Origin of the sequence: Acrocarpospora pleiomorpha (genome assembly GCF_009687885.1) — a bacterium.
GTDB lineage: Bacteria > Actinomycetota > Actinomycetes > Streptosporangiales > Streptosporangiaceae > Acrocarpospora > Acrocarpospora pleiomorpha.
In genome coordinates, this window is sequence record NZ_BLAF01000031.1 from 20770 (window position 1) to 46738 (window position 25969).

At 67.1% G+C, this 25969-nt stretch carries 23 protein-coding genes and 1 pseudogene; 8 read left to right on the forward strand and 16 right to left on the reverse strand.

The genetic code is table 11. The annotated features are described in order from the left end of the window. The first annotated feature begins 17 nt into the window (after positions 1–17). The 3 genes from Aple_RS26440 to Aple_RS26450 all read left to right on the forward strand — a co-directional run bounded on the left by Aple_RS26440 (position 18) and on the right by Aple_RS26450 (position 3245). On the forward strand, positions 18–383 hold the full coding sequence (locus Aple_RS26440) for a YciI family protein (protein WP_155347414.1): 366 nt from the start codon (positions 18–20) through the stop codon (positions 381–383). Between the two features lie 307 nt (positions 384–690). After that, complete coding sequence (locus tag Aple_RS26445) at positions 691–1950, forward strand: RNA polymerase sigma factor (protein ID WP_155347415.1); 1260 nt, start codon at positions 691–693, stop codon at positions 1948–1950. Between the two features lie 188 nt (positions 1951–2138). Then, complete coding sequence (locus Aple_RS26450; protein ID WP_246264796.1) at positions 2139–3245, forward strand: carboxylate-amine ligase; 1107 nt, start codon at positions 2139–2141, stop codon at positions 3243–3245. A gap of 167 nt (positions 3246–3412) precedes the next feature. Here the strand turns inward: Aple_RS26450 and Aple_RS26455 are convergent, their stop codons facing one another. Next, the gene (locus tag Aple_RS26455) at positions 3413–3610 is read right to left on the reverse strand and encodes a hypothetical protein (protein ID WP_155347417.1); all 198 of its coding nucleotides are present in this window, start codon (positions 3608–3610) and stop codon (positions 3413–3415) included. A gap of 716 nt (positions 3611–4326) precedes the next feature. On the opposite strand from Aple_RS26455, the gene Aple_RS26460 reads away from it, so the two are divergent. Then, entirely contained in the window at positions 4327–4779 is a 453-nt protein-coding gene (locus Aple_RS26460; RefSeq protein WP_155347491.1) for an ATP-binding protein, read from the forward strand. A 227-nt stretch (positions 4780–5006) separates the two neighbouring features. Here the strand turns inward: Aple_RS26460 and Aple_RS26465 are convergent, their stop codons facing one another. The 6 genes from Aple_RS26465 to lanKC form a co-directional block, all read right to left on the reverse strand. After that, positions 5007–6983 (reverse strand): prolyl oligopeptidase family serine peptidase, encoded by a 1977-nt coding sequence (locus tag Aple_RS26465; protein WP_155347418.1) that lies wholly within the window; start codon positions 6981–6983, stop codon positions 5007–5009. Further along, complete coding sequence (locus Aple_RS26470) at positions 6980–8638, reverse strand: ATP-binding cassette domain-containing protein (RefSeq protein WP_155347419.1); 1659 nt, start codon at positions 8636–8638, stop codon at positions 6980–6982. The genes Aple_RS26465 and Aple_RS26470 overlap by 4 nt, the downstream gene beginning before the upstream one ends. Further along, positions 8635–10260 (reverse strand): ATP-binding cassette domain-containing protein, encoded by a 1626-nt coding sequence (locus Aple_RS26475; protein WP_155347420.1) that lies wholly within the window; start codon positions 10258–10260, stop codon positions 8635–8637. The genes Aple_RS26470 and Aple_RS26475 overlap by 4 nt, the downstream gene beginning before the upstream one ends. Positions 10261–10325: 65 nt before the next feature. Beyond that, the gene (locus Aple_RS26480; RefSeq protein WP_155347421.1) at positions 10326–10460 is read right to left on the reverse strand and encodes a SapB/AmfS family lanthipeptide; all 135 of its coding nucleotides are present in this window, start codon (positions 10458–10460) and stop codon (positions 10326–10328) included. Positions 10461–10507: 47 nt separating this feature from the next. Next, positions 10508–10642, reverse strand: coding sequence for a SapB/AmfS family lanthipeptide (locus Aple_RS26485; protein ID WP_155347422.1), 135 nt, complete (start codon positions 10640–10642; stop codon positions 10508–10510). 57 nt (positions 10643–10699) lie between these two features. After that, positions 10700–13195 carry a class III lanthionine synthetase LanKC gene (gene lanKC, locus Aple_RS26490; protein ID WP_155347423.1) on the reverse strand — a complete coding sequence of 832 codons (2496 nt, stop codon included), beginning with the start codon at positions 13193–13195 and terminating at the stop codon, positions 10700–10702. A 454-nt stretch (positions 13196–13649) separates the two neighbouring features. Between lanKC and Aple_RS56370 the strand changes: the two are divergent. After that, positions 13650–14114, forward strand: a pseudogene (locus Aple_RS56370) (hypothetical protein); the annotation flags it as partial. Between the two features lie 158 nt (positions 14115–14272). Then, positions 14273–14719: a CoA-binding protein gene (locus Aple_RS26495; RefSeq protein ID WP_246264789.1), complete on the forward strand. Its 447-nt coding sequence runs from the start codon at positions 14273–14275 to the stop codon at positions 14717–14719. A gap of 96 nt (positions 14720–14815) precedes the next feature. On the opposite strand, the gene Aple_RS26500 is transcribed toward Aple_RS26495, so the two are convergent. The 8 genes from Aple_RS26500 to Aple_RS26535 all read right to left on the reverse strand — a co-directional run bounded on the left by Aple_RS26500 (position 14816) and on the right by Aple_RS26535 (position 22734). After that, the gene (locus Aple_RS26500; protein WP_155347424.1) at positions 14816–15115 is read right to left on the reverse strand and encodes a helix-turn-helix domain-containing protein; all 300 of its coding nucleotides are present in this window, start codon (positions 15113–15115) and stop codon (positions 14816–14818) included. 5 nt (positions 15116–15120) lie between these two features. Continuing rightward, positions 15121–15465 carry a type II toxin-antitoxin system RelE/ParE family toxin gene (locus Aple_RS26505; RefSeq protein WP_155347425.1) on the reverse strand — a complete coding sequence of 115 codons (345 nt, stop codon included), beginning with the start codon at positions 15463–15465 and terminating at the stop codon, positions 15121–15123. Between the two features lie 136 nt (positions 15466–15601). After that, positions 15602–16978 (reverse strand): aminotransferase class V-fold PLP-dependent enzyme, encoded by a 1377-nt coding sequence (locus tag Aple_RS26510; RefSeq protein WP_246264790.1) that lies wholly within the window; start codon positions 16976–16978, stop codon positions 15602–15604. An 81-nt stretch (positions 16979–17059) separates the two neighbouring features. Then, a complete protein-coding gene (locus Aple_RS26515; RefSeq protein WP_155347427.1) occupies positions 17060–18055 on the reverse strand; it encodes a LacI family DNA-binding transcriptional regulator in 996 nt (331 codons plus the stop codon). Beyond that, positions 18052–19476, reverse strand: coding sequence for a GH1 family beta-glucosidase (locus tag Aple_RS26520; RefSeq protein ID WP_155347428.1), 1425 nt, complete (start codon positions 19474–19476; stop codon positions 18052–18054). Before Aple_RS26520 ends, Aple_RS26515 begins: the two co-directional genes overlap by 4 nt. Further along, positions 19473–20294 (reverse strand): carbohydrate ABC transporter permease, encoded by an 822-nt coding sequence (locus tag Aple_RS26525; RefSeq protein ID WP_246264791.1) that lies wholly within the window; start codon positions 20292–20294, stop codon positions 19473–19475. The genes Aple_RS26520 and Aple_RS26525 overlap by 4 nt, the downstream gene beginning before the upstream one ends. Further along, the gene (locus Aple_RS26530; RefSeq protein ID WP_174889882.1) at positions 20291–21259 is read right to left on the reverse strand and encodes a carbohydrate ABC transporter permease; all 969 of its coding nucleotides are present in this window, start codon (positions 21257–21259) and stop codon (positions 20291–20293) included. Before Aple_RS26530 ends, Aple_RS26525 begins: the two co-directional genes overlap by 4 nt. 176 nt (positions 21260–21435) lie before the next feature. Next, on the reverse strand, positions 21436–22734 hold the full coding sequence (locus tag Aple_RS26535) for an ABC transporter substrate-binding protein (RefSeq protein WP_155347430.1): 1299 nt from the start codon (positions 22732–22734) through the stop codon (positions 21436–21438). A gap of 344 nt (positions 22735–23078) precedes the next feature. Between Aple_RS26535 and Aple_RS55655 the strand changes: the two genes are divergently transcribed. After that, positions 23079–25193, forward strand: a complete 2115-nt coding sequence (locus Aple_RS55655) for a discoidin domain-containing protein (RefSeq protein WP_155347431.1) — start codon at positions 23079–23081, stop codon at positions 25191–25193. An 86-nt stretch (positions 25194–25279) separates the two neighbouring features. Here the strand turns inward: Aple_RS55655 and Aple_RS26545 are convergent, their stop codons facing one another. Beyond that, positions 25280–25471 carry a hypothetical protein gene (locus Aple_RS26545; RefSeq protein ID WP_155347432.1) on the reverse strand — a complete coding sequence of 64 codons (192 nt, stop codon included), beginning with the start codon at positions 25469–25471 and terminating at the stop codon, positions 25280–25282. Between the two features lie 42 nt (positions 25472–25513). On the opposite strand from Aple_RS26545, the gene Aple_RS26550 reads away from it, so the two are divergent. Beyond that, the gene (locus Aple_RS26550; RefSeq protein ID WP_155347494.1) at positions 25514–25891 is read left to right on the forward strand and encodes a ribosomal maturation YjgA family protein; all 378 of its coding nucleotides are present in this window, start codon (positions 25514–25516) and stop codon (positions 25889–25891) included. The last annotated feature ends 78 nt before the right edge of the window (positions 25892–25969 follow it).

The window sequence follows — 25969 nt, forward strand, 5'->3', positions numbered from 1 at the left end:
CACCAAGGAGAAAAGCGATGCGATACCTGATTACCCTCGCCATCACCGCCCGGCCGAACACTCCGCCGCCCAGCGAGCTGATGGAGGCCGTGAACAAACTCGGCGAAGATGCCACGAAGGCGGGCGCGCTGCTGGACAACGGCGGGCTGGCTCCCAGCGCCGAAGGGGCCAGGGTCGAGGTGGTCGGCGGCAAGCTGACCGTCACCGACGGGCCGTTCGCCGAGGCGAAGGAACTGGTCAGCTACGCGCTGTACCAGGTCAGGTCCAAGGAGGAGGCGGTCGAGTGGGGCAGCCGCTTCATGAAGCTCCACCGCGACCTGTGGCCCGGCTTCGAGGGCGAAGCCATCGTCCACCGCGTCTACGGCCCTGAAGACTTCGCCTGATATTTCGTGACATGGCCCCCGGTCGAGTTCCTTCGGCCGGGGGTCGTTCGGCATCCCGGGACTTCGACACCGGCCTACGGCAGTTGAGTCCGTTTAGCCGTGGATCGTTCCGCATCCCGGAACCTCGACACCGGCCTCCAGCAGTCGAGTTCCTCCGGCCGGAAGAGTTCGGCATCCCGGGACTTCGACACCGATCGCCAGCAGTGGAGTTCCTTCGGCAGGGTTCGTTCCCTTCCCCCTGATCGACAGAATGGTTTTAATCAACCGACATCGTGTTTTGCGATTCGACGTGCTTGGATCGACCGGTATGACGGGGAGCGATCCGCATCGGGTGGTCGAGGCGGTCTGGCGGATGGAAGCCGGACGGGTGATCGCCGGGCTGGCCCGGATCGTGGGCGACGTGGGGCTGGCCGAAGAGCTGGCGCAGGACGCGCTGGTCATCGCGCTGGAGCAGTGGCCGCAATCGGGAGTTCCGGACAATCCCGGGGCCTGGCTCACCCTCACCGCCAAACACCGCGCCATCGACCTGCTCCGGCGCCGCAGCCGATATGAACAGAAACTCGAAGAATTCGGCCGCGATCAGGAACGGCAACAGGCGGACGTCGAGACCGAAACCGTGGACGCGCTCGATGACCCGTTCGGCGATGACATGCTGCGGTTGCTGTTCACGGCCTGCCATCCGGTGCTGTCAACGGAAGGACGGCTGGCCCTAACGCTCCGGCTGCTCGGCGGGCTGAGCACCGAGGAGATCGCACGAGCGTTCCTGGTCCCCGAACCGACCGTCGGACAACGCATCTTCCGCGCCAAACGCACCCTTTCCGACAAGCACATCAAGATCGAGCTGCCCCCTCCTGGGGAACTGCCCGCGCGACTGGCCTCCGTGCTGGAGGTGATCTATCTCATCTTCAACGAAGGCTACGCCGCGACCTCCGGGGACGACTGGATGCGCCCGTCGCTCTGCGAGGAAGCATTGCGGCTCGGGCGGATCCTGGCGGGTCTGATGCCATCCGAGACGGAAGTGCACGGACTGGTCGCCCTGATGGAACTCCAGATGTCCCGGATCGTCGCCCGCACTGGCCCGGCCGGCGAACCCGTCCTGCTCCTCGATCAAGATCGTGGACGCTGGGATCGGCTGCTCATCCGCCGCGGCCTCGCCGCCCTGCAGCGCGCCGAATCACTCGGCACCCTCGGCCCTTTCGGCCTGCAGGCCGCGATCGCCGCCTGTCACGCCAGGGCGATGTCGGCGGAGGACACCGATTGGGAGCGGATGGCCGCGCTGTATCTGGTTCTCGGTCATGTCGCGCCGTCGCCGGTGGTGGAGTTGAACCGCGCGGTGGCGGTGAGCATGGCGTACGGCCCTGGGCGGGGGTTGGAGATCGTCGAAGGGCTGGGAGCGGAGAAGGCGCTTCGGGAATATCCGCAGTTGCCTGCCGTGCGCGGGGACTTGCTGGCCCGGCTGGGGCGTACGGCGGAGGCCCGGGAGGAGTTCGAGCGAGCCGCCGGGCTGACCCGCAACGAGCGCGAGCGGAGCCTGTTCCTCCGCCGAGCCGAGACGCTACGAGAATAGCGTTTCGTCGATAATTTCCCAATTATTTCGGAGATCACCCGCGGCGGCCCCATGCCCCGGAGCCCGCGGCACCAATGAGCAAAATCCCGATTCTTGTCCGGATATTGGTCATCCTTATATACAATCTAGGGCCTTTCCTGGGTGTTTGACTTCAGAAATGACGTCGGTATAGTCGCGGTGTGCTCACGATGGGAGTGGAAGAAGAGTTCTTCATTGTTGATCCGGTGAGCCGAATGCTCGCACCGGAAGGGCTGCCGAATATGGGCGCCCTGCTCGCCGCGGGCCCCACCACGGCTGGCACTTATCACGGATTCGACCACGAATTCCATCTGGCCACAGTCGAGACACGAACCGACGTGTGTCACAGCTTGCGGCAACTCCGCGCCGAACTCAGGAAACTCCGGGGCACGCTCACCCAGACGGCCTCAGACGCCGGGCTCTCCGTGCTCTCCGCCGGGACGATGCCCACCGCCGACTGGCGAACCACCCGGCTCGTGCGGAAACCTCGGTATGACCGGTGTTTCGAGCATTATCGCGATGTGGTCCAGCGCCGGGTCACCTGCGGCTGCCACGTGCACGTCGGCATCGCCGACCAGGAGCTCGCCGTCCAGGTCCTCAACCGCGTCCAACCCTGGCTCCCCATGTTGCTGGCCATCTCGGCCAGCTCCCCCTTTTACGACAGCGCCGACACCGGCTACCAATCCTTCCGGAACCCCCTCTGGGCGGGATTTCCCATCGGCGGTCCGCCACCCCTCTTCGAGTCCCATGCGGCCTATGCCGAGCATGTCCGCCAGCTGCTGGACAGCGACGCGCTCACCGACAAGGGCAACCTGTACTGGGACGCCCGGCTGGGCACCCGCTACCCCACCCTCGAATTCCGCATCGCCGACGCGTGCACCACCATCGACGAGACCGTCCTCCTCGCCGGCCTGGCCAGAGCCCTGGCCCTCACCTGCATCGACGAAATCCAGGCCGAACGCCCCCCGGTCCCCACTTCCCCACCCATGATCAAAGCCGCCACCTGGCGCGCCGCCCGCTCCGGCCTGACCGCCGACCTCATCGACCCCATGACCGCCGAGAGACTCCCCGCCGCCGCCATGCTCGACCGCCTCCTCCACTACACCCAGGAAGCCCTGAAAGACCTGGGCGACTGGGAAGAGGTCTCACACCTCGCCTCCCAACTCCTCTCCACCGGCACCTCCTCCCACCGCCAACACCGCACCCTCACCACCACCGGCCACCTCCCCGACGTCATCGACGAACTCATCACAGAAACCACCCGAGAACTCCAGTAACGACCCATGGGCACGCCCTTCTGAATTCGGACGGCCACATCGAGATACGCAACCCGCCGGAGGCTGCGGGGCTTCGCCCACTGGCTGTGGATCTACCGGAGGCACTGGCAACCCGTCATGCCTGCATGATCGCCTCGGCTACGAACTTGATCGAGCCGTCATCGTTCCTATTCGTCTTCACCGGTTGTCGTCGATTCAGGATGCTCAATAATCCGATCCCACGAAGTCGGGAAAATAATACGAATCGCGGTATCCACCCCACCACGAGATTCGATAACGATTTCTTCGCCCTTGGTGATATCCCTGACCCGCTCCACAACGAACTCATGATCCTGAGCGCTTGAGCGTCCCTCCGGTTCGGACATGAGCCACCTCCCACCCATCAGGCTAGCCAATTACCGCCGAACAGCACATAGACCCAGACCAACCACCAAACAAGGACACCCAACGCACGAAAAGCGCACTACGCCTGTCGGCCCCCACGCAGACTGCTATCAGGGCCAGACACACGAGCTGCGCGACGTCAGAGACGAGGGCACCCACCCACACGAGCTGCGATCAGGTCCAGTTACGCGGTATCACGTGCGGCTGACCGCGCACAGGCCATCCCGCACGAGCTCCTATCAGGTCCAGTTGCCGTTCTTCTCGGTCGGACGCGGCACCGGGCCCCCGACCCGCACAAGCTGGGATCAGGTCCAGTTACTCTCCGCATCCTGCCTCGTGTGTCGACGGCGCTGCAAAACTGACCCCCTGAGGACGCGCCACATCCAGCGACGTCATGTCCTAGGACTGCCGACAGATCCGGGCTCACCTATGCGCGGGACCGCCTCCGCCCGATTGCCGCGACCATGTGGATAGCGGTGGACATCCTCGACGAGAGCACGACCGCACAGGCCGAACGATCACCTGCGGTGGGAGTTAGGCCACTTCGGTACCTCGTGCTGACAGGCTTCACATCCCGGCGTAAACGGTTCCATAAGGGAAGCCAACTCCTACCTTCTCGCGACATCTCAGGAGAGCCGCCCGTGCGTCTTCATTTCGCGGCCATAGGAGGGGGCTCATGAACGGGTCGGGGAACGAGATGGGAAGCATCACTACTGTCAGGAATGCCACACCTGCAGCGACGGGAGGGACCGCCTCCGCTGTCCCCGCGACTGGGAATGTCGAGGCGCGGCTGTCCGGGGGGCGGGATCAGGTGGTTCAAGCCCGCCGGTTGGTGTCGGCGACACTTGGCCGTGATCACCCCTTGCACGATGACTGTGTGTTACTGACCAGCGAGATCGCCACCAACGCGGTGGTGCACTCCCGGTCGGGCGACGGGGGCGAATTTACGGTGACCGTGACATTTCCCCGCGGCCGAGTACGCGTCTGCGTCCAGGACGAGGGATCGGCAAGCCCTCCATGCGCGGGCCATTCCATCCCAAACGGATCCAGCGGTCGCGGCCTCCCCTTGCTGGACGCACTCTCGGCCCGCTGGGGCATGGTCCGCGAAGCCGGCCGAAACAAAGTGTGGTTCGAAATCGCCAGCGTCTAAGGCGCGCCTAACAGAATAAGCAGGTCTCCGCGCTAATCGCCGTTATCCGGCGCCGTTCACGCAGGTGACGGTTCTCGCCGAACCGGCGCCAAGAGCGGCAGCGGCATTCTGTAGGGCGTTCTCAGCTTGATCTTTAACCGGGCGGATTGATTGACCTCGTTAATCGAGCGGGGAGTTCGGGAGTTCGCCGGACAGCAATACGGGAGGTCAAAGATCAAGCTAAACCCTCATCTTCGGAGGTGGGCGGTGAAAAAGGCCAGCATGTCGGTGGCCAATTCGATGGAGCGGCTGGCTGCACGGGCGCCATGGCCGACATCGGATTCGTGGCGGAGGAGGATCGGACGGGGCCCGGCGGTGGCGTGTTGCAGGGCGGCGCACATCTTTCGCGCATGTGAGGGATCTACTCGGGTGTCACTCCCAAAGACGGTGAAGAGCGTGGCGGGATATCGGACCCCCTCGCGTACGTGGTGATACGGGGAATAGCGGAGAAGCCAGGCGAGCGCGTCGGGGTCGCTGGCGGAGCCGTACTCGGCGCGCCAGCGGGGGCCGAGGCCGGAGAGTTCGTAGCGGGCCATGTCGAGGACGGGGGCGGAGCAGACGGCGGCCGAGAACAGGTCGGGGCGCTGGGTGAGCATGGCGCCAACGAGGAGGCCGCCGTTGGATTCGCCGCAGATGCCCAGGCGGTCCGGCGTGGTCCAGCGCCCGGTGATCAGGGTTTCCGCGGCGGCGGCGAAGTCATGGAAGACGTTCTGTTTACGGTCGAGGGTGCCGGCGCGGTGCCAGTCTTCTCCTTCTTCGCCACCGCCGCGGATCTGAGCGAAGGCGAAAATCCCCCCGGCCTCTATCCAGGGCAGGACATAGCTCGAATAGGCCGGAGTCAGCGGGACACCGAATCCGCCGTAGCCGTACAAAATGCAGGGTCGAGGGCCGGTGGAAGGCCCGGAGAGCACGACCATGCGCACCAGGGTGCCGTCAGCGGACGGGTATTCGATCTGGTGGGATTCGACCTCCGGCAGGTCGGCGCGGCCGGGCGCGGGCTCCCACAGCGTGGTCTGCCCGGTCCGGACGTCATACCGATACACGCTCTCCGGCGTGACGTAATCCGCGTACGTGAACCACACCTGATGCCCACACGCGGACATCCGCCCGATGGAACCGTGACCGGGAAGCGGAACCGCGCTTCTCCACTCCCCGGTCACGGGGTCGTGAACATTGATCTCGCCGATCGCATGCCGGATCCGCGTCACCAGCAGCGCGCCGTCGATCAATGCGAAATCGGTGAGTACGGCCTGCGGATCCTCAGGCACCAACTCTCGCCAGGCATTCGGATCAGCGGGATCCCCGACGCCCAGCCGCACCCGCGGCGCCCCCTGCGTCGTCGCGACATAGAGCCGCCCATTCGCCGCCACGGTCACCGCCGTCTTGGCGCCCCGGCCCTCCACCTCCCGCCATTCCGGCCCCGCCAGGTCGCACAACCGGATGTCATTGCCAGGCCCTCGATTGGTGGAAAGCGTCAGCCATCGCCCGTCGGCGCTCAACGCCAGACCATCCGCCTCAACCAGCGCCAGATCATCCCCACGAAGCCGCCGCAAGTGAACCATCCGCCCGCGGATGTAGTAGAACGCGTCCGACGAGGGCAACCAGGCCACCGGCGAATACCGGCAATCCCCCACCGGCCCATCCACAACCTCGCCCGTCATCACATCCAGCACGTAGAGCTGAGCCCGCTCCTCCCCCCGCCGGGAAAGCTGCACGGCGACCGACTTCCCGTCCGGCGACGGATGCCAGTCATCAAGCGTCGTCATCCCCGCCGGATCCACCACCATCGGATCGAGCACCACCCGCCACACCATTTCCCCGATATGGCCGGGAAGCCTCCCGGATTCCTCCCCTTGATCTGGGACGCCGACAAAGAGGATGGCGTGTTCCTGGCCAGGCTCTCGGCGAAGGCGGAAGGCGCGCTCGCCTCGCCAGATGGGGGTGCCGATGACGCCGGTTGCGGTGAGTTGGGCGATTCGGTTGCGGAGGCGAGGCCGGGCGGGGAGCGAATGGGCGCGCCAGAGGTCGTCCTGGGCGGCCAGCCACTTCTCGGTCTGCGGGCTGTCCGGATCCTCCAGCCACCGGTACGGGTCTTCGATCCGGTGCCCGTGCATGACATCCACAATGGGCTGACGTTCCGCGTCGGGGTAGAACGGGGTATTCATGAAACTTTCTCCAGATCGGGACCCCACTGTCCGGCGAGGTCGGCATACAGGGGAGACGTGCGGAGAAGGTCGGCATGTGTGCCCGACACGGCTTTGCTGCCGTCCATGACGAGGATGCGGCGGGCGCGCAGGGCCGAGGTGAGGCGATGGGCGATGACGATCAGGGTGCCGCCCCGGCGGGCGAACGCCTGCTCGGCGCGGGCTTCGGCGGCCAGGTCGAGATGGCAGGTGGATTCGTCCAGGATGGTGAGCCGCGTCGGCGACAGGTAGGCCCGGACCAGAGCCAGCAACTGCCGCTCCCCCGGGGTCAACAGCCCCGCATGGATCTCGGCCTGATAGCCGCCGAGCCGTCCGACCAGCTCCCGCGCACCGACCGCGTCGACGGCTCCGTCGACCCGGGACGCGGACGCGACCGATAGATAGGTGAGGTTGTCCCAGAGCGTCCCGCGAAAGACGTACGCCTCCTGCGGGATGAGCACCCGCGCGGCGGGGTCCACCCGATCCGCGGCCACTCCGCCGACGGTGACCGCACCCTCATCGGGCCGGACCAACCCGGTGATCAACGCCGCGAGTGTGGACTTACCGATCCCGCTGGGCCCGACGACGGCGAGATGCTCCCCCTCCGCCACAACCAGATCAAGACCGGCGACAACAGGTTCCGCGTGGGGCCCATACCGAAATGTCACCCCCGACAGCTCAACCCGTACATCCGGCGGCATGACCCGCTGCGGACCCTCCGCCGGTCGATTGCCCAAAAGACGCTCCAACGTCACCACAAGCCGCACTCCGCTCACCCCTAGCCCTTCCACCAATCCGCCCAGCGCGGGTGTCAGCGACTGGACGACGGCGGCCAGCACTCCGACGACCACACCTGGGCTCGCCCCCAACCCCGGCGCGAAGCCCAGCACCAGCACCACCGGCAGCCAGCCGCCCAGCCCGAGCGAGAACGTCCGCACGGCGGTGACCCGCGCGAGCGCCCGGGCCGCCGCCGCCTGCTCGTCGATCCGGCGCCCGACCAGCGCGACCGTTCGCTCCTCGTCGCCGCAGGCCACGACATCCCGCAACCCGCCCATCGCCATCGTGACCACCTCGGTGGTCCGCTCATCGGCGACCAGGAACTCCCGCTGCCGCCGGGCCAGCGCGGGCAGCGACAGCAGGAACAGCGCCACGCCCAGCACGAACGGCGGCAGCACCAGCACCAGCACCTCCGGCATCAGCGCCGCCATCCCCAGCACGACGCTGACCAGCGTGAACACGAACGACCGCAGCACCCCGAGCACGGTCGCGAACGCGTCCCTGGCCACCTCCACCTGCAGATTCGACCGCGTCACCGCGGCCGCCTCCACCCGTGCCCCGACCAGGGCGTCCTGCACGACCCCCGCGATCAACCGCTCCCGGAACGGCTCCACAATCCCGGCCAACGCCAGCAAGGCCTGCCGAGCCCCCACCGCCGCGACAACCCACGACAACCCCAGCACGCCAACCCAGACCACCCCGACCTCGGGCCGCCCGCCCCCGAACCCGTCATCGATGGCCCCCGCCAACGCCAGCCCGACCACGAACGACGGTGCCACTTCCGCCACCGACCACGCGGCCAGCCGCCACGCCCGCCCCGGCTCCCGCGCCACCGCCCGCCACAACAGCTGAAATGTCATGACGCCTCCGCCTGGAAGACGGATCGGTAGTCCTGGTTGCGCCACAGGCGGGAGTGGTGGTCGTAGCCGCGTACCCGGCCGCGTTCCAGCCAGATGACCAGGTCGGCGCGGGCCGCCATGGCGGCCCGGTGGGTGACGATCAGCCGAGTACGGGGGTCCCCGGCCAGAGCGACCCCGACCTGATGCTCGGTAATGGTGTCCAAACTGGACGTGGCGTCGTCGAGCACCAGCAGCCGGTCGCCGTGCGCGAAGGCACGGGCCAGCCCGACGCGCTGGCGTTCGCCGCCGGACATGGGCGCGTCGGCCAGCGGGGTGGCGTAGCCGGAGGGGAACCGCCGGATGAACGTGTCCGCTCCCGCCGCGCGGGCGGCTTCCTCCGCTGCGGGCCCGATGGTGTCGGCGACCGTGTCCCCGACCAGGGCGGGGCGCTCGAAGGCGTAGCCGATCGCGTGCCGCAGCGCCGTACGGGACAGGAGGGTGAGCGGGACGTCGTCGAGCAGGATCTCGCCGCCGGCCGGGTCGGTGAGGCGGCCGGCGAGGGCGGCGAGGCGGGATTTGCCGGAGCCGGAACGGCCGACGACGGCGACGGCCGTGCCGCCGGGGATCTTGAGGTCGGGGATGGTGAGGCCAGGGGCCAGCACGTTGTGGAAGGTGAGGGCGCCGGGTCCGTCGGGCAGGTGCCGTACGCCGTGGGGGGCCGGGCATTCGTCCAGAAGCGTGACCATGCGGCGGGCGGCGGCGCGGGCGCGGGCGACCTGGCTGACGTAGCCGAGGGCGGAGCCGAGGCCGGCGCCGAGGACGACATAGCGGGCGGCTGCGTACAGTTCGCCGGTGGTGAGGTCGCCGGCGGCGAGGCGGAATCCGCCGACGCCGAGCACGCAGACCTCCAGCAAGGGGATCACGACGGCGGCTTGCACGCCCGCCTGGGCGCGGACGCGCCACAGTTCGAGCGCGTGCGCGCGCACCTGCGGCAGCGCGGACAGCACGCGGCGGGTCTCCTGCGCGGCGGTCCCGGCGGCGGCGATGGTCCTGGCCCCGGCGACGGCGTCGACCAGCCGCGCGGCGATGTCCGCCTGCGCCTCCTGATAGCCCCCCGCGAGCGCGGTCGAAACCCGGAGGAATGTCCGCAACACCAGCACGATGACCGCGAGCCCGGCCACCAGCGTCAACGCCAGCCAAGGATCGATGAGCAGGAGCGCTACCAGGCTGCCCACCGCAGGAATGAGCATCGTGGCACCGGTGATCGCGGCATCCGGGGCACGGCCGACCTCTTCGGCGTTCATCCCGATCCGGGTCACCAGATCACCTTCCGGGATCGACCGGGTCAATCCTGGCCCGACGCCCACCACATGCCGTACCAGCCGATGCCGCAACCACGCCGACGCCCGCGCCCCGCTCGCGCCCCCGGCCCACACGCCGAACGTGTCACAGACGACCAGCAGCGCGACAACCGCGACGCTCACCGCGAGCCAGCCCCCCGAACGGGCGTCAGCGGTCCGGCCCAGCGTGTACGGCAAGGCCAGCGCGAGCACCCCCCCGGCCACCGAGGTCACGGCCAGCACCCCGACAGCGGGCCCGCCACGCCTGATCGCCCCGGTCACGAGCTGATCCGCGGTACGCACCCGTGTGGCTCCTTCCAGAAGGGCCGAGCCCTGAGCTGGGGCAGCTCAGGGCTCGGGGTCTCGTGCTAGTGGCAGAGCAGCAGGCTCAGGTTGCTCGGCGTGTACGACTGGCAGCCGAGCAGCGTCAGCGTGCTCCCGCCACCACCGTGGCCGTGGCCGCCGCCGGGGACTTCCATCGCCTGAAGGTCGAGAAGAACCATGATCGTGCTCCTTGTTTATCGGGGGATTCATTGGTTATGCGAGTGCTCTAGTGACAGAGCAGAAGGCTCAGGTTGCTGGGGGTGTTCGACTGGCAGCCCAGCAGCGTCAGCGTGCTGCCGCCGCCGTGGCCGTGGCCGCCGCCACCCGGCACCTCCATGGCCTGAAGGTCGAGAAGAACCATGTGCGCGTGTTCACCTCCTTCGAGACTCGATCGGTACGGGTGCCGCTCGGCGTCCGGTCACAGGGGCGCCCCTGAACCGGTGTGCACGCCGGGCGGTCGCAGGAAGGGGAGCGGAGCGCCGCTCACGGCGAGCAGCACACCCGCGGTCCCGGTGGCGAAATCCATCGAGAGGCGGAGCAACTGGTCGCCGGGGAACGCGAGTCCGTCCCGGTAGGGGAGGGCATGCCAGGCCAGGCCGGGGATCAGATCCGGTTCGGCGAGGACCAGCCCCGCCCGGCCGGCGAACAGGCCAGGCTGCACGAAGAAGCCGCATCGGGTGACGAGCTGGAGCGCGTCGAGGTCCGCGCGTAGTTCTTCGTCGGGGCGGTGGGTGAGGAATCGGTCCAGCACGAGGGCGATTCCGACCGACCCTTCCTCGAGGTAGGGCAATGTTCGCCAGCCCTGGTTCACTTGGAGGGAGCCGTCCTGGGTGCGGATGCATCGCCGCAGATCCTGGCGGAGCGCGCGTTCGGCCAGGTCGAGCAGGGCGTGGTCGCCGCTGTGCTCGTAGGCGTGCAGGAACAAGAGCGCGGATCCGCTGGAGCCGTGCATGAGCCCTGCCCGCGGGTTGGAGCCACCGCTTAGCTCAGGCACGTCGTCGGGGAGCCGGTCGGCGCAGGCCTCGATGACGGCTTGCGCGTCCAGGCCGAGGTGCAGCAGGTTCAGCCCGATTCCGGCCAGACCGGTGGACAGGCTGGTGTCCAGCCGCCGCCAGTCCTCGCGCATCGTACGGTCGACCAGGTCGAGCGCGGTGTCTCGGTGCCCGAATCGATCGAGCGTGTGGGCGATGCCGTGCAATCCGTCATAGAAGCCCAGCGGAGTTCCGGGGGCGGGTTGCGACACCCGGTCCAGCAGCCAGTCCTCGTATTCCGGGTATCGCCCGGCTCTGGCCGCATCCAGCGCGTAGAGCACACCGGCGGCGCCGTGCGCGAAGTTGACACCGCCTCCTGGGCGGAACTGCGCGATGTCTCCAGGAAAGAGCCGATCCCGACGACCGGGCGTAGCAGTGGCCAGAATCGCTCGAACCATCGCATCCACGCCGGACGGCCACTCGGGGGAGCCCTTGAAGGAGAGCGCATCCACGTCAGCGGCCGGAGGGGTTGCCGCGTCGCCCTGGATGGTTCGCAGGGCGGTGGCGATGGTCTCTGGGGGGACCGGGAAGGTGGTGGTGATCAGGTGGGCCAGTTGGGTGATCTTGTTGTTGGCCAGGGGGAGCATGATGGTGGCTTGGGGGGCGAACAGGCCGAAGCAGAGGCAGGCGAGTGAGTAGAGATCGACCTCCGCGCCGCGGCGGTTCGGGGGCGCCAGGAAGGCGGGATGAGCGAGCAGGGAACGGCCCTGGTCCTCGACCGGCATGGCCACTTCGAAGTCGATGAGAACCACGCGGCCGGTCTCGGTGACCAGGATGTTGTTGGGGTGCAGGTCGCCGAAGACCACGCCGCGCCGGTGCAGCGATTCGACCGCGTCCCGGACTCGGGGCAACATCTCCAGCACCCACGCGGTGTATTCGGCGAGGCTCGCCGCCGAGCAGTTGGCCCTGGTCAGCGGGTAGCGCTGAACCAGCTGGCGCTGCAACGGATTCCCGTCGACGAACTCCATGACGAGGAAGTGGTGCTCACCCAGGGTGAAATAGTCACGATATTCCGGGACAGCGTCCAGGCCCTTCAGGCGCTGGAGCATGTCCCGCTCATGCTGGAGCCGAGCCACCGCATCCCGCCCGCCGGCGTCCAGCCCCGCATGCGGCCTGGCCTCCTTGAGCACCACCCGCTCACCGGTACGCCGTTCCCACCCCAGATACACCCCGCCGCCGTTGGAAAAGTGCATCACCGCCTCGATCTCGTACGGCAACCCGCCGGTCGTGACCGCATTCCGAGCTTCGAGTTGGGGCTTGAGGAACTCGGGCAACTGAACCCACGGCGGAACGACGAACGAGGGACCGCGAACGTCGGGGACGAAGTCACCGTCGGCGTTCTCGATCGCGGTGACCTGCTCGCCGCTGTCGTCAAGGCAGTAGCGCGGGACGAAGCCCCCGTAACGGACATACAGCGGCCCGTCTGCATAGCGGAGGTCGCTGAGGATGTACGGCCCTTCGACGCCGCGCAGGAGCGTATCGAGCTCCTTGAGCGCGAGCTCCAGCTCCGACTCATGCGGATAAATCGTGACAAGCTTGCCGCTTGATCCCCGAGGGGCGGCTTTCGAGTTGAGCATGGTCACGACCGGAGCGCTGCGCAGGAACTTGAACGGGATGTCCCTGGGCACGCAGTAGTCCCAGACCGCCCCCAGCACCCGATCCGCGTCCTCAAGCCGGGCCGAAACGTGAATCTTCCAGCCCTGCATCGCGATCTGCCGGTCAGCCGGCGCGTAGTGCATCCACGTGTCGGTCGGCTGATGCTCCCACCCGACCGGCACCTCCCGGCCGGCTACCGGGAAATCATCATGCTCCGACTGCCGATTATCCGGCGAATCATAAAAAAGCCGATCCGCCAGGCAATAAAGCTCATACTGGTCATTCACGGCCATCTCCCTGCTTTCCTCTACAGAGAGAATTCCGGATAACCCGATGAGTTCCTAGTTACAAATTCAACCAATGACGTATGGGCAAACATCACGGGTCCAGCCATGAACCAGGCCTCGACCTGCGCCGGAACCGGAGGCGAATATTACTCACGAACAGGCCGACCCTCGATCAATCTTGCCGGCCACCCCATCGCCATCCATCTATTTTTCCAATTATATGCGAACGAACAGCGCGATCTACGGACAGTCGGGAAAAGTCGAATACCCCAGCCCGCAGCCACAAGAAGGACCTGCTGAAACATTCACGGAATCACCTAACGAGCGAATTGCCACCTTTTGGCCGCTCAACGTGCACGGAAGGTCCAACCAAGGGCTTCTCCAGACTCGTACCGCTTCGATCAGGTTTTGACACGCCGTCAGAGGCGCGGTGACCATCGGCCCTTGCGAGCGAGTGCCCCAACGGCCGAGCCCATCCCCCAGCCCATCGCCAAGCCCCAGCCCTTCTCCGAGCCCCCCACCCGGCTGCTCAGGCGCGGTCGTCTGCTCAGGCTTCGAGGACCAGACCGGATCCACCCCCAGCGGCACCTGGCAGGTCGTCACCCCCAACTGCTCAGGCACCGGCACCGCCACAATCGACACCACGACGGCCCATTCCGGCACCCGATCCCTGCGCATCACCGGCGGCGGCAACTACTGCAACCACGTCTTCGCCGCCACCACCGCCAACGTCTCCACCATCGCCCCCGTCGTGTACGCCCGGCTATGGATCAGACACACCACCGCCCACCCCGCCAACCACATCACCATGATCACCATGGCCGACTCCACCACCGGCGGCCGTGACCTCCGCCTGGGCGGCCAGAACGCCGCCCTCCAGTGGAACCGCGAACTCGACGACGCCGCCCTCCCCGAACAGAGCCCCACCGGCGTATCCCAAAGCCGCCCCCTCCCCACCGCCCGCTGGGTCTGCCTCCGCTTGACGCCCAGTGGCTCCGCCGCACCACCCCACTCTCCTGCTGAAACACCGGCTACCCGGGGGCCGTACCACAACCCAAACGGCCCCCGGAAAACCGGATGTTTCCCGACATCCCGCATGTTGAAGAGACCATGGACGACCGTTTCGCCGACTTGGCTGTCATCCGGCGGCTCCTGCACGACACCCAGACCTGGGCCTTCGTCGGACTGGCCAACAACCCCACCCGAACCGCGTACGACCAGGCCAGACTCCTCCAGCACCGCGGCAAGACCATCATCCCCGTGCACCCCCACGCCGAGCCCGTCCTCGGCGAAAAGGGCTACCCCACCCTCACCGACATCCCCACCCCCGTAGACGTGGTGGCCATCTACCGCCGCTCCCCCCACGCCCCCGAAGCCATAACCCAAGCAATCACCATCCACGCCAAAGCCGTCTGGCTCCCCCTCAACGTCATCGCCATCCCCGCAGCCCTCCGCGCCCAAGCAGCAGGCTTAGACGTGGTCATGGACCGCTGCCCCGCCGTCGAATGGGCCCTCCGCCGCTAGAGACCAAAGCAGGTCAGACCAAAGCCCCAGAGACTACCCCGTCGGATAGCTGACGGGTCAACGTCCGCAGAAAGCGCATTGTCCCCAGAGCATGGACTAACTGGCCTCACGGAGCGGGTGGAGTTGGACGCTGAGACGCAGTTCCAATGCCTCTGCGAGGCGTTCCAGCATAGGGATGGTGGGCATGGTGCCACCCGCTTCGAACCGCGCCACAGCCGGCTGCTTCAACCCCGCCCGCTCGGCCAACTCGGTCTGAGTGAGGCCAAGCTCCTCACGGCGGAGCCGTACGGCTTCGCCCAGTTCGAAACGGATGCGGGCGGCCTCGTAGGCGGCCCCGGCCCCGGGACGGCTCATGATCTCGGCACGCTTCTCGGACCACGCCTTACGCTCAGCCATGCCACTCACTCCTCGTCCACCGTGTGAGCCTCGGCGACACATCGCTCCATGGCCCGCACCGCTCGTTCGACCTCAGCGGTTTCGCGCATTCGCTGCTTGCGGAACACCGTCAGCAGGATGATGCGCCTGCCTGACGCGATCCAATAGCTGATGCGCACCGCCTCACGAGAGAGATGGAACCGGAGTTCCCGAAGTTTGCCGCGTAGTTGTCTCGTGTACGGCTCGTCGAGGAGCACTCCTCGCTCAGCCAACAGGTCGACATAGAAGGCGGCCGTCTCCTGGTCCTCCTGATTGAGCGAGTCGAACCACTTGTCGACCTCGGGTTCGAGCTCCACCTCTCCCCAATTCATAACATGAATGTTATAGGGAAGGCAAGTGCCACAACCCTGGAATAGGACATCAGCCTAGGTCGACAACGAGACCAGCCTGCTTGAAAGGCGAGCCAACATCAGTCCTGGAGAACGCGCAGGACGTCACGTGGATCTCTCAGCAGCGTAGGCGGGGGGCGAGGTCCGCGTAATCCGGGACGCGGTCCAGGTATTCCGCTGTCGCGAAGTCGAGGAAGCGGTCGATGTCGGACTCGTTGGAGGCCAGGCCGAGGGAGACGCGGACGGCGCCGCCGCTGGGGAGGCCCAACGCGTGGAGGTAGTCGTCGAGGGTTAGGTCGGCGTGGAAGTAGGGGCCGGCGAGGAGGGATTCGTCGATGGCGAAGGCGCGTTCGCCGGCGCCGGGGTTGCAGAAGCAGCCGGTGCGGAGGGAGATGCCGGCGGCGGCGGAGGAGCGGGCGACGTCGCGTTCGTCGATGACGTCGCCGTCGGGGGTGCGGAAGTTGAAGGTGACGGTGGCGCCGCGGTCGTGGGTGTTAGTAGGGCCATAAATGCTGACAAAAGGAGCGCCGTTCGCGTGGCGGAGAGCGGTGAGGCGGTCTAGGAGGATGCCGGTCAGGGTGGTGACGTGGGTGTGGATGGCGTCGATGCCGATGCTCGCGATCCAGCCGAGGCCGATTTCGACGTCGGGGATGGAGAGGAAGTTGAGCGTGCCGTCCTCGAAGGCGCTCTCGTCCTCGTTGAAGACGTGCCAGTTGCCGTACGCGCTGACGGCCTTGATCGTCCCGCCCGCGAACCATGGCCGGATAAGTCGGGATAAAGCCTCGCGGCGGGCGATCAGGCAGCCGACGCCGGTCGGGTAGCCGAAGATTTTGTACCAGCTGACCGGCACGAAGTCGGGATGGATCTCGCTGAGGTCGAGGCGGTTGGCGGGCACGAAGGCGGCGGCGTCGAGCAGCACGTCGTAGCCCCGCGCGCGGGCTTCGGTGACCCACCGAAGCGGGTGCTGCACCCCGGTGAAGTTGCTCTGGGCGGGAAAGGCGAGCAGTCCCCGGGTCCCATCCAGGGCGTAGAGCAGTTCTCCTTCGTCCACTCGCAGCTCAGGACTGACCATTCCGACGGTCGTGACCTCACCGCCACGCGCTCGCGCGTACTCCCGAATGCCGTTGACCGAATTGTGGTTATCACTGGTCAGCACGAGGCGGGCATCCGGCCCGAACGGGTATGCCTCTCCGACCAGCCGGCAGGCTCCGGTGGCGTTGGAGGTGAAGATCACCGCGTACTCGTCGGGTGCGGCGTTGAAATAGGCGAGGATGGCCGCCCGGGTGCGATCCACCAGTGCGGTCGCCGCGCTGGAGGTGGGATTCTCCGAATGCGGATTCCCGTAGCATCCGCCGATGACCCGTTCGGCGTGGGCGCGGATCTGGTGCCGCGAGGGCAGCCCTGACCCCGTGTAATCGAGGTAGACGTGCCCCCGCGCGTCAAGATAGGAGTATTCGGCGTCCCGAAGGTCCACCAATCCGAGCTTTACGGACATATGCTCCCCAAGCGCCCGTGAATGCATCAACACACTAATATCAGCTCGAATTGGTGCAATTTGCTTACTACAGGGTGATATCTAGCTGGACTCCCTTACCACCAGTTCCGTCGGCATGATCACCGGATCGGCCGACCCGCCCTCGAACAGGCCGAGCAGCTGGCTGACCACCGCCAGCGCCTGAGCGGCCATCGGACTACGCACCGTCGTCAACGGCGGATCGGTGTAGAGGGCGGCCTCGATGTCGTCATATCCGACCACCGCGACATCGTCCGGCACTCGCCGACCGGCCTGCCGCAACGCGCGCAACGCCCCGATCGCCATTAAATCGTTGGCCGCGAACACCGCGTCCAGCCCCGGATCATCCTCAAGCAACTGGCACATCGCCTGATCGCCGGAAACCCGGGTGAAATCCCCAACCGCGATGATCGACCGCCGCCCGGTGTCGCGGAGCGTGTCCCGATACCCGGTCAACCGGTCCTGCGCCGCGATCATGTCCAGCGGCCCGGAGATCGTCGCGATCCGCCGCCGCCCGCGCCCCAGCAGGTGGCGGACCGCCTGCGCGGCCCCGTCATAGTTGTCGTTGTCCACATACGGCACCGAAGGCGCCGACACCGGCTTCCCGAAGGACGCGATCGGCAACCCCATCCGCACCAAAGCCGCCGGCAACGGGTCGGCGCCGTAGAAGGACACCAGCATGACCCCGTCCACGTGCCCGGCGGCGATGTACTCCTGCACCCGCAACCGGCTCTCGTCCGAAGCCGCCAGCATGAGCACGACCTGCTTGCTGGCCGCCTCCAGGGCCCGGCTGGCGGACCGGACCACGGCGGAGAACATCGGATCGTCGGAGAACAGCCCGGCGGGCGGGTCGGAGACGATGAGCGCGATCGAGTTGGTCCGCTGGGTGACCAGGCTGCGCGCGACCGAGTTGGGCACGTAGCCCAGCTCGTTGACCGCGCGCAGCACGACCTCGCGAAAATCCGGAGTGACCGTCGTGTCGCCGTTCACGACCCGGGAGACGGTCGACTTGGACACACCGGCCCTGGCGGCGACCGCCTCCAAGGTGGGACGTTTCATGCAATTCCGTTTCGCTGGATGACCCCGCGATACCACAGCGCGCTGTCCTTGAGCAGGCGGCGCTGGGTGCCGTAGTCGACGCGGACGATGCCGAACCTCAGGTGGTAACCCTCGGCCCATTCGAAATTGTCCAGCAATGACCAGACGAGGTAACCCCGCAGATCCGCGCCCGCCTCGATGGCGGCGTGCGCGGCCCGGAGATGACCGTCCAGGTAGGCTACCCGGTCGGCGTCCGGGACCCGGTCGCCGACCACGACGTCGTCGAAGGCGGCGCCGTTCTCGGTGACGATCAGCCCGACTTCGGGGTAGTCCTGGCTTAGCCGTACGAGCAGGGAGGAAAGCCCTGACGGGATGATGGGCCAGCCCATCGCGGTGGACGGCACGTCCAGGCTGGCGAAGCCGATGCCCTCCGAGCCCGGGTATGCCTCGTTGGCCGGGGTGCCCGGGGCCGACTCGACGATGCACGGGTTGTAGTAGTTGATCCCGAGCAGGTCGATCGGCTGGTTGATGATCGCCAGGTCGCCGTCCTTGATGTGGTCGAGGCCGCCGTGCCGGGCCGCGATCTCCAGCACCTCCGGCGGGTAGATCCCGCGCAGGGCGGGGTCGATGAACTGCCGGTTGAGCAGGGCGTCGATCCGGTCGACGGCTTCCCGGTCGACGTCGGAGATCTCCGCAGCGGGGTCGAGCGCCTGCGCGGGCGTCACCACCGGGGCCAGGTTGAGGGTGAGCGCGAGCTCCCCGGTCAGCGCCCGCGCGGCCAGACCGTGCGCGAGCAACAGGTGGTGCGCGGCCTTGAACGCGTCCGCCTCCGACCGGCGCCCCGGCGCGTGCACCCCGCTGCAGTAGCCGAGGAACGCCGACACCCACGGCTCGTTCAAGGTGGTCCAGGTCCGCACCCGATCCCCAAGCCGCGCATGTACGGCTTGCGCGTAATCACCGAACCGGTAAGCCGTATCCCGATTGGCCCACCCACCCCGATCCTCCAGATTCTGCGGAAGATCCCAGTGATAAAGCGTGACATAGGGCGTGATCCCCGCCCCCAGCAGCTCGTCCACGAGCTTGTCGTAGAAGTCCAGACCGCGCGGATTGACCGGCCCGGACCCGTCCGGCACGATCCGCGGCCACGCCGTGGAGAACCGGTAGACGCCGAGCCCGAGCCCGGCCATCAACCCGACGTCCTCCCGGTAGCGGTGGTAGTGGTCGCAGGCCACGTCGCCGGTGTGCCCGTCGGCCACCCGTCCGGGCGTGCGCGCGAAGGTGTCCCAGATCGACGGCCCGCGGCCGTCCTCGCGCGCGGCCCCCTCGATCTGGTAAGAGGCGGTGGCCGCGCCCCAGATGAAGCCGTCCGGAAAGACCACGGAATGAGCCTGTGTCGAGGGCTCGACCTTCCCGTGCCCCCGAGTCTCGATGGTCGACGTCATCCCTTGACCGCTCCCTGCATGATTCCTCCGATGATGTGTTTGCCGAGCAACGCGAAGACGAGGACCAGCGGCAGCGTGCCGAGTGCCGTACCGGCCAGGCCCATCACGTAGTCGTTGACGTAACCCGCGGCGAGCGTGGACAGGGCCACCTGCACGGTCGGGTTCTCCGGGGTGAGCACGAGCAGCGGCCACATGTAGTCGTTCCACGCGTTCATGAACGTGAGCATGCCGAGCACAGCCGCGGCCGGCCGGGCGGCCGGGAAGACCACGTGCCAGACCAGGCCCCAGGTGGTGCAGCCATCCACCCGCCCCGCCTCCAGCAGCTCGGTGGGCAGCGCGCGGGACAGGTACTGCGTCATGAAGAACACGCCGAACGCGTTGACCAGGCCCGGCACGATCAGCGCGTAGATGCTGCCGGTCCACTCCAGCTTCACCATCAGCAGGTAGAGCGGGATCATGCCGAGCAGCGACGGCACCATCATGGTGGCCACGGTGATCAGCAGCAGCGCCTGGCGGCCGCGGAAGCGCAGCTTGGCGAACGCGAACCCGGCCAGCGTGGAGAAGAACATCACCGCCACCGCGATGGACCCGGACACGATCACCGAGTTGAGCATGGCCAGCGCGAACGGCACGGTCTCGAAGACCCGGCCGATGTTCTCGAAGAAGTTGCCGCCGGGGATCATCGGCGGCGGCACCTGGGCCAGCGCGGCGTTGTCCCGGGAGGCCACCACGACGCTGAAGTACAGCGGCAGCGCGGTGAAGAAGGCGACGCCCAGCAGGGTGAGATAGGTGAGCCGCATGCCCTTCGCAGCCCTCATCGCAGATCCCCCTTCGTCCTGCTGGTCAGCAGGAAGTTGATCCCGGCGATCACGATGATGAACAGGAACATCATCCAGGAGATGGCCGAGGCGTAGCCGAAGTCCAGGCGGGCGAAGTTCTCGTAGATGAACAGCGCCAGCGTCTGGTATTGCCGGTCCTGGCCGCCGGTGACGCTGTAGGCGCCGAACAGCAGCGGCTCGGCGAAGATCTGCATGGCGCCGATGGTCGAGGTGATCACCACGAAGATCATCGTCGGCCGGATCATCGGAATGGTGATCTTGCGCAGCTGGGTGAGGTTGCTCGCGCCGTCGATGGTGGCCGCCTCATACAGCTCTCTGGGTACGGCCTGCATGGCCGCCAGCAGAATGAGCGCGTTGTACCCCGTCCACCGCCACATGATCATGGTCGAGATGGCGATGTGCGAGGTCCCCGTCCCGGCCCGCCAGTCGATCTCCCCGGCCCCGAACAACGACAACACCCAGTTGAGCAGCCCGAAGTCGCGCCCGAAGAGCTGGCTGAAGATGACCACCACCGCGACCACGCTGGTCACGTTGGGCAGCAGCAGCGTGACCCGGAACAGCGTCTGCGCCCGCAGCGGCCGGTTCAGCAGATGCGCGAGCCAGATCGCCAGCAGCAGCTGCGGGGCGGTGGACAGGAACCCGATGGACAGCGTGTTGAAGGTGGCGTTCCAGAAGTAGGAGTCCTGGACGACCGCGATGAAGTTGTCCAGGCCGAGGAACTCGTGCTCGTCCTGGAGCAGCGTCCACTCGTGCAGGCTGACCCAGGCCGTGTAGAGCAGCGGGAACAGCCCGAAGGCGCAGAACAGCAGAAAGAACGGCGCGACGTAGGCATACGGCGAGCCTTTGACGTCGACCTGGTAGCGCCAGTGACGCCCGTTGAACCGGCGCCGTTTCCCCGACGGACGCGGCGGCGCGGCGGGACGGTCCGGGGCACGCGTAGCCATGGCGGCTCCTCTCTGTGACATTGGCCGATCCTTCGGATCGGCGGGCTCGGCCGCCCTCAGCCTGTGTCTTCCCTCGTCACTCCGGGCCGCTTCGCGACCCTGCGTTCCTCAGTCCAGACACAGGCGCGGCCGAGCCGCCTGGGTGGCCGGGGAGAATGACCGGCCACCCTGACCAGCTACTTGATCTTTTCCGCGTCCGAGACCGCCTGGGCCCAGGCCTCTTCCGGCGCCTGGTTCTGCAGTTCGACCCGGCTCAGGCCGTTGCCCATGGCGAGCAGCACGTCACCGGACTTGGGGCCGGTGTGCTGGGGCTTGAGCGCCTTCGCGGCGTCGGTGAAGATCTTGCCGATCGGAGCGTCGCCGAAGTACGGGTTGACGAAGGTGGCGACCGCCGGGTCCTCGTACAGGGCGGGCAGGGAGGGCAGCGCGCTGGCGTCCTTCCAGAGGGTGAGCTGGCTCTCCTTGCTGGTCAGGAAGTTGATCAGCTCGGCCGCTTCCTTCGGGTGCTTGCCCTGCTTGGGAGCCATCAGGTGGGTTCCGCCCTGGTTGCCGCCGCCACCGGGCACCGCGGCGATGTCCCAGGTGCCCTCGCCGGGCTTCTGGTCCTTGATCACGCCGGTCTTCCAGGCCGGGCAGACCATGGTGGCGAAGGTGCCCTTGGCGATGCCGGTGGTCCACTCGGGGGTGAACGCGGTGAGCTTGCCGGACAGCTTGTTCTGGATCATCGAGACGCCCATGTCGAACGCCTTCTTGACGTCCGGGTTGGTGGCCACGACCAGGTTGTTCGAGGCGTCGTAGAAGCCGACGGGGGCCTGCTCGACCATGGCCCGGAAGTGCTCACCGGGGCCGTCGGTGAAGGCGGCGTCCTTCACGCCGCCTGCGACGAACTTCTTGCCGGTCTCGACGTACGCGTCCCAGGTGGGCCACAGGGCCGAGACCTCGTCGCGGTTGGTGGGCAGACCGGCCTTCTTGAACAGGTCGGGGCGGTAGCACATGGCCAGGCCGCCGACGTCGGTGCCGAGGCCGAGCAGCGTCTTGCCGTCGGCGGCGAGGCCGAGCTGCCACTTCCAGTCCAGGTATTCCGACTGGCGGGAGGTCAGGCCGTAGTCGCCCAGGTTGTAGAACTTGTCCGGCACCTGCTGGAAGGTGGTGATGAACCCGCCCTCGATCGCGACCACGTCGGCCGCGCCCGCGCCGGTGGCCAGCTGGGTGACCAGGTTGTTGTGGTGGTCGTTGAACTGGGCGCGGCGCTCGGTGATCGTGACGTTCGGGTGGGTCTTCTTGAACTCTTCGTACAGCGGCGCGTAGTGGAAGTCGCTGAACAGGGCGACGGTAAGGGTGACCTTCTCAGCCGGCTGGGAGGCGGACGCGCCACCGCTGGGGGCCGGGTCCTCGCCACCGCAGGCGGCCAGGAGGGATGCGGCGATCAGGGGCACGACGAGCCGCGTCACGCGGCGGCGAGGGAGAGTGGACATGCCGTTGGAACCTTCCTATTTATGATCATGAAGAGAACGTTCCCTGGAGTGAGGTTGGTCCTGGCTCCGGAAACTTGTCAATGGGTTCCGAGATAACGATCGTCGTGACCTCTAGGGAACGTTCCCCTGATTTTTCTGACATATCCGCAGGTCAGCATGGCAAAATTGCGATCTTCCGGGCACGGGAAAGCGTTCTCTCGCACGTCTCGAGAGTTTCTCACATGTTAATTCAACTCTTGACAGTAGTACTGAATCGCGAGCACGCTCAGTGTCCGAGAGCGCTTCCCCGCACTCGTCGGCCCGGCGCGGCCTGTCCTGGTCTGGTGCTCCGTCGAGGAGGTTCCATGCATGCACGCGTCCGACTAGCACTGCTTGCCGCGTTCGCCCTGATCGTTACCTACGTGGTGAGCGTCCCCGCAGCCGCGGCCGACACCCTGCTCTCCCAAGGCAAGACCGCCACCGCGTCCTCGTCCGAGGCCGCCTTCACCGCCGCGGCCGCGGTGGACGGCAGCACCGCCACCCGCTGGGGCAGCCTGTTCACCGATCCGCAGTGGATCCAAGTGGACCTCGGCATCCAGGCCACCGTCTCGCAGGTCGTGCTGAACTGGGAGGCCGCGTACGCCCGCGGCTTCGAGCTGCAGATCTCCGCCAACGGCGCCACCTGGACGAGCATGTACAGCACGACCACCGGAGCCGGCGGCGTGCAAACCATTAACGTGTCCGGGACTGGGCGCTACGTCCGCATGTACGGCACCCAGCGGGCCACCGCCTGGGGCTACTCCCTCTGGGAATTCCAGGTGTACGGCAGCCCGGTCGGCACCAGTGGCTGCGGCACCGCCAACGCCGCCCAAGGCAAGCCCGCCACCGCCTCCTCGACCGAGAGCGCGGCCTTCCCCGCAGCGTCCGCGTTCGACGGCAACCCGGGCACCCGGTGGTCCAGCGCGTTCAGTGACCCGCAGTGGGTTCAGGTGGACTTGGGGTCGTCTGTGGCGATCTGTGGGGTCACGCTGAGCTGGGAGCCCGCGTTCGCGAGGGCGTACCAGATCCAGGTGTCCACCAACGGGACGACCTGGACGAACATCTACTCGACCACCACCGGGCCAGGCGGGACCGAGAACCTGGACGTCACCGGGACGGGGCGTTACCTGCGGGTCAACGGCACCCAGCGGGCCACCGCGTTCGGCTACTCCCTCTGGGAGGTCGCGGTCCGCACCGGCTCAGGCCCGTCACCTTCGCCCTCGCCTTCCCCGTCCCCGGGCACCGAAGTCCTGCTTTCATATGGCAAACCCGGCGTCGCCTCCTCATCGCAGAGCGACGGAAACTGCTTCGAGTGCATCCCCGCGCGGGCCTTCGACCGTGACCCGGCGAGCCGCTGGGCGACGAGCTCGACAACCGGCTGGGTAGACCCGGGCTGGATTTATGTGGACTTAGGCGCGGTCGCGCAGATCAGGCGGGTCGTCCTGCAATGGGACCCGGCCTACGCCCGCGCGTTCCAGATCCAGACCTCCAACGACGCCACCAACTGGACCCCGATCTACACCACCACCACCGGCACCGGCTTCAAGCAGACCCTGAACGTGACCGGCTCCGGACGCTACGTCCGCATGTACGGCACCCAGCGCGCCACCCCCTACGGCTACTCCCTCTGGGAGTTCCAGGTGTACGGCACCGGCGGCGCCCCCATCACCCCGCCCCCGCTGCCGCCCGACCCGCGCAACCCCCCGCTGCTCGTCTGGAGCGACGAGTTCAACGACCCGGCCGGCACCAAGCCCAGCGCCACCCGCTGGCAGGCCGAAATCGGCCCCGGCGTCAACAACGAGCTGCAGTACTACACCAACCACGACAACGCCGCCACCGACGGCGCCGGCAACCTGGTGATGGAAGCCCGCAGGCAGACCGTCGCCGGCTCGTCCTGCCCCGGCGGCCCGTGCCAGTACACGTCCTCCCGGATCAACACCTACGGCAAGTTCAGCTTCACCTACGGCAAGGTCGAGGCCCGGATCAAGGTGTCCGGCACCACCGGCCTGTGGCCCGCGTTCTGGATGCTCGGCGCCGACTTCTTCGACCAGGGCCGCCCCTGGCCGTACGTCGGGGAGATCGACATCATGGAGCACATCGGCCGCATCCCCAACACCACCTACTCGACCATCCACGCGCCCGCGTACTTCGGGGCGGGCGGATTCGGCTCGCCGTACACGATCGCCGGGGACTTCGCCAGCGACTTCCACGTGTACGCGGTGGAGTGGAACAGCACCGGCATGAAGTTCACCATGGACGGCAACACCGTCCACACCGTGGACCGGGCCTCGCTTGAGGCGACCAGAGGGCCCTGGGTCTTCGACCACCCGTTCTTCATCATCCTGAACAACGCGGTGGGCGGCGACTGGCCAGGACCCCCCGACGCGACGACCGTGCTCCCGCAGCGCATGCTCGTGGACTACGTGCGCGTCTACCAGTGACGGCCGGAGGTGCCGGTACGGCCGCGCCGGGCCGTACCGGCACCGAAGGCATTTACCGCTTGAGGCATTTACCGCTTAAGGCATGCCTATCGCTTGTTGAGCAAGCTCTGGCGGCGGAGCTCCATGTTCTCCGCCAGGGCGTCCAACTGGTCCGCGTTCGCGATCAGCATGGCCACCTCGGCCGGGTCCGTCGGACCTTCGCCGATCTGCTCGCGCAGTTCGCGCGCCTGCCTGCGGAGGCTGGCCAGTTCCTCTTCCACCTGCTGCAACTCGTCCATGGATAGGCCCTACCCAGCAGATGCGGGATCATCTATACCGTGATGAGACCTTGGCTCGCGGTGCCCGTCGTACTGGCGCTGGGTCTTGGCGTGCGCGCGGTCACCGGCGGTGATTTCGCCAAATACGCCGGGATCGCGCTCTACGCGACGCTGATCTACGCGTTGGTGGCCTACTGGCTCCGCCCGCTTTACGCCGCTGTGACGGCTGTCGGGGTCAGCTGGGCGGTCGAGTTCTTCCAGCTCACCGGCATTCCGGCGGATTTATCGGCACATAGCGTCCTGGCCCGGTTGGTCCTCGGCTCCACCTTCAACACCCCCGATCTTTTCTGGTACGCCGTTGGGGCGGGCTTGGGCGTGGCGATCGTCAAGGGTCGGATGGTAGAAAAGGGGCAGGGCGACGTCTCGCGCCCAACCTCCTGACCGGTGGTCCACGCCCATCGGCTTTCGCGGAGGCAAAGGGGATCGCTGTCCTTGGGGCGTTTCCTCCGGCTGCGCAGA

Coding starts and splice junctions, on each gene's coding strand:
- Aple_RS26440 (WP_155347414.1), top strand. CDS start 18: ATGCGATACCTGATTACCCTCGCCATCACCGCCCGGCCGAACACTCCG.
- Aple_RS26445 (WP_155347415.1), top strand. CDS start 691: ATGACGGGGAGCGATCCGCATCGGGTGGTCGAGGCGGTCTGGCGGATG.
- Aple_RS26450 (WP_246264796.1), top strand. CDS start 2,139: ATGGGAGTGGAAGAAGAGTTCTTCATTGTTGATCCGGTGAGCCGAATG.
- Aple_RS26455 (WP_155347417.1), bottom strand. CDS start 3,610: ATGTCCGAACCGGAGGGACGCTCAAGCGCTCAGGATCATGAGTTCGTT.
- Aple_RS26460 (WP_155347491.1), top strand. CDS start 4,327: ATGGGAAGCATCACTACTGTCAGGAATGCCACACCTGCAGCGACGGGA.
- Aple_RS26465 (WP_155347418.1), bottom strand. CDS start 6,983: ATGAATACCCCGTTCTACCCCGACGCGGAACGTCAGCCCATTGTGGAT.
- Aple_RS26470 (WP_155347419.1), bottom strand. CDS start 8,638: ATGACATTTCAGCTGTTGTGGCGGGCGGTGGCGCGGGAGCCGGGGCGG.
- Aple_RS26480 (WP_155347421.1), bottom strand. CDS start 10,460: ATGGTTCTTCTCGACCTTCAGGCGATGGAAGTCCCCGGCGGCGGCCAC.
- Aple_RS26485 (WP_155347422.1), bottom strand. CDS start 10,642: ATGGTTCTTCTCGACCTTCAGGCCATGGAGGTGCCGGGTGGCGGCGGC.
- Aple_RS26495 (WP_246264789.1), top strand. CDS start 14,273: ATGTTTCCCGACATCCCGCATGTTGAAGAGACCATGGACGACCGTTTC.
- Aple_RS26500 (WP_155347424.1), bottom strand. CDS start 15,115: ATGGCTGAGCGTAAGGCGTGGTCCGAGAAGCGTGCCGAGATCATGAGC.
- Aple_RS26505 (WP_155347425.1), bottom strand. CDS start 15,465: ATGAATTGGGGAGAGGTGGAGCTCGAACCCGAGGTCGACAAGTGGTTC.
- Aple_RS26510 (WP_246264790.1), bottom strand. CDS start 16,978: ATGTCCGTAAAGCTCGGATTGGTGGACCTTCGGGACGCCGAATACTCC.
- Aple_RS26515 (WP_155347427.1), bottom strand. CDS start 18,055: ATGAAACGTCCCACCTTGGAGGCGGTCGCCGCCAGGGCCGGTGTGTCC.
- Aple_RS26520 (WP_155347428.1), bottom strand. CDS start 19,476: ATGACGTCGACCATCGAGACTCGGGGGCACGGGAAGGTCGAGCCCTCG.
- Aple_RS26525 (WP_246264791.1), bottom strand. CDS start 20,294: ATGAGGGCTGCGAAGGGCATGCGGCTCACCTATCTCACCCTGCTGGGC.
- Aple_RS26530 (WP_174889882.1), bottom strand. CDS start 21,259: ATGGCTACGCGTGCCCCGGACCGTCCCGCCGCGCCGCCGCGTCCGTCG.
- Aple_RS26535 (WP_155347430.1), bottom strand. CDS start 22,734: ATGTCCACTCTCCCTCGCCGCCGCGTGACGCGGCTCGTCGTGCCCCTG.
- Aple_RS55655 (WP_155347431.1), top strand. CDS start 23,079: ATGCATGCACGCGTCCGACTAGCACTGCTTGCCGCGTTCGCCCTGATC.
- Aple_RS26545 (WP_155347432.1), bottom strand. CDS start 25,471: ATGGACGAGTTGCAGCAGGTGGAAGAGGAACTGGCCAGCCTCCGCAGG.
- Aple_RS26550 (WP_155347494.1), top strand. CDS start 25,514: ATGAGACCTTGGCTCGCGGTGCCCGTCGTACTGGCGCTGGGTCTTGGC.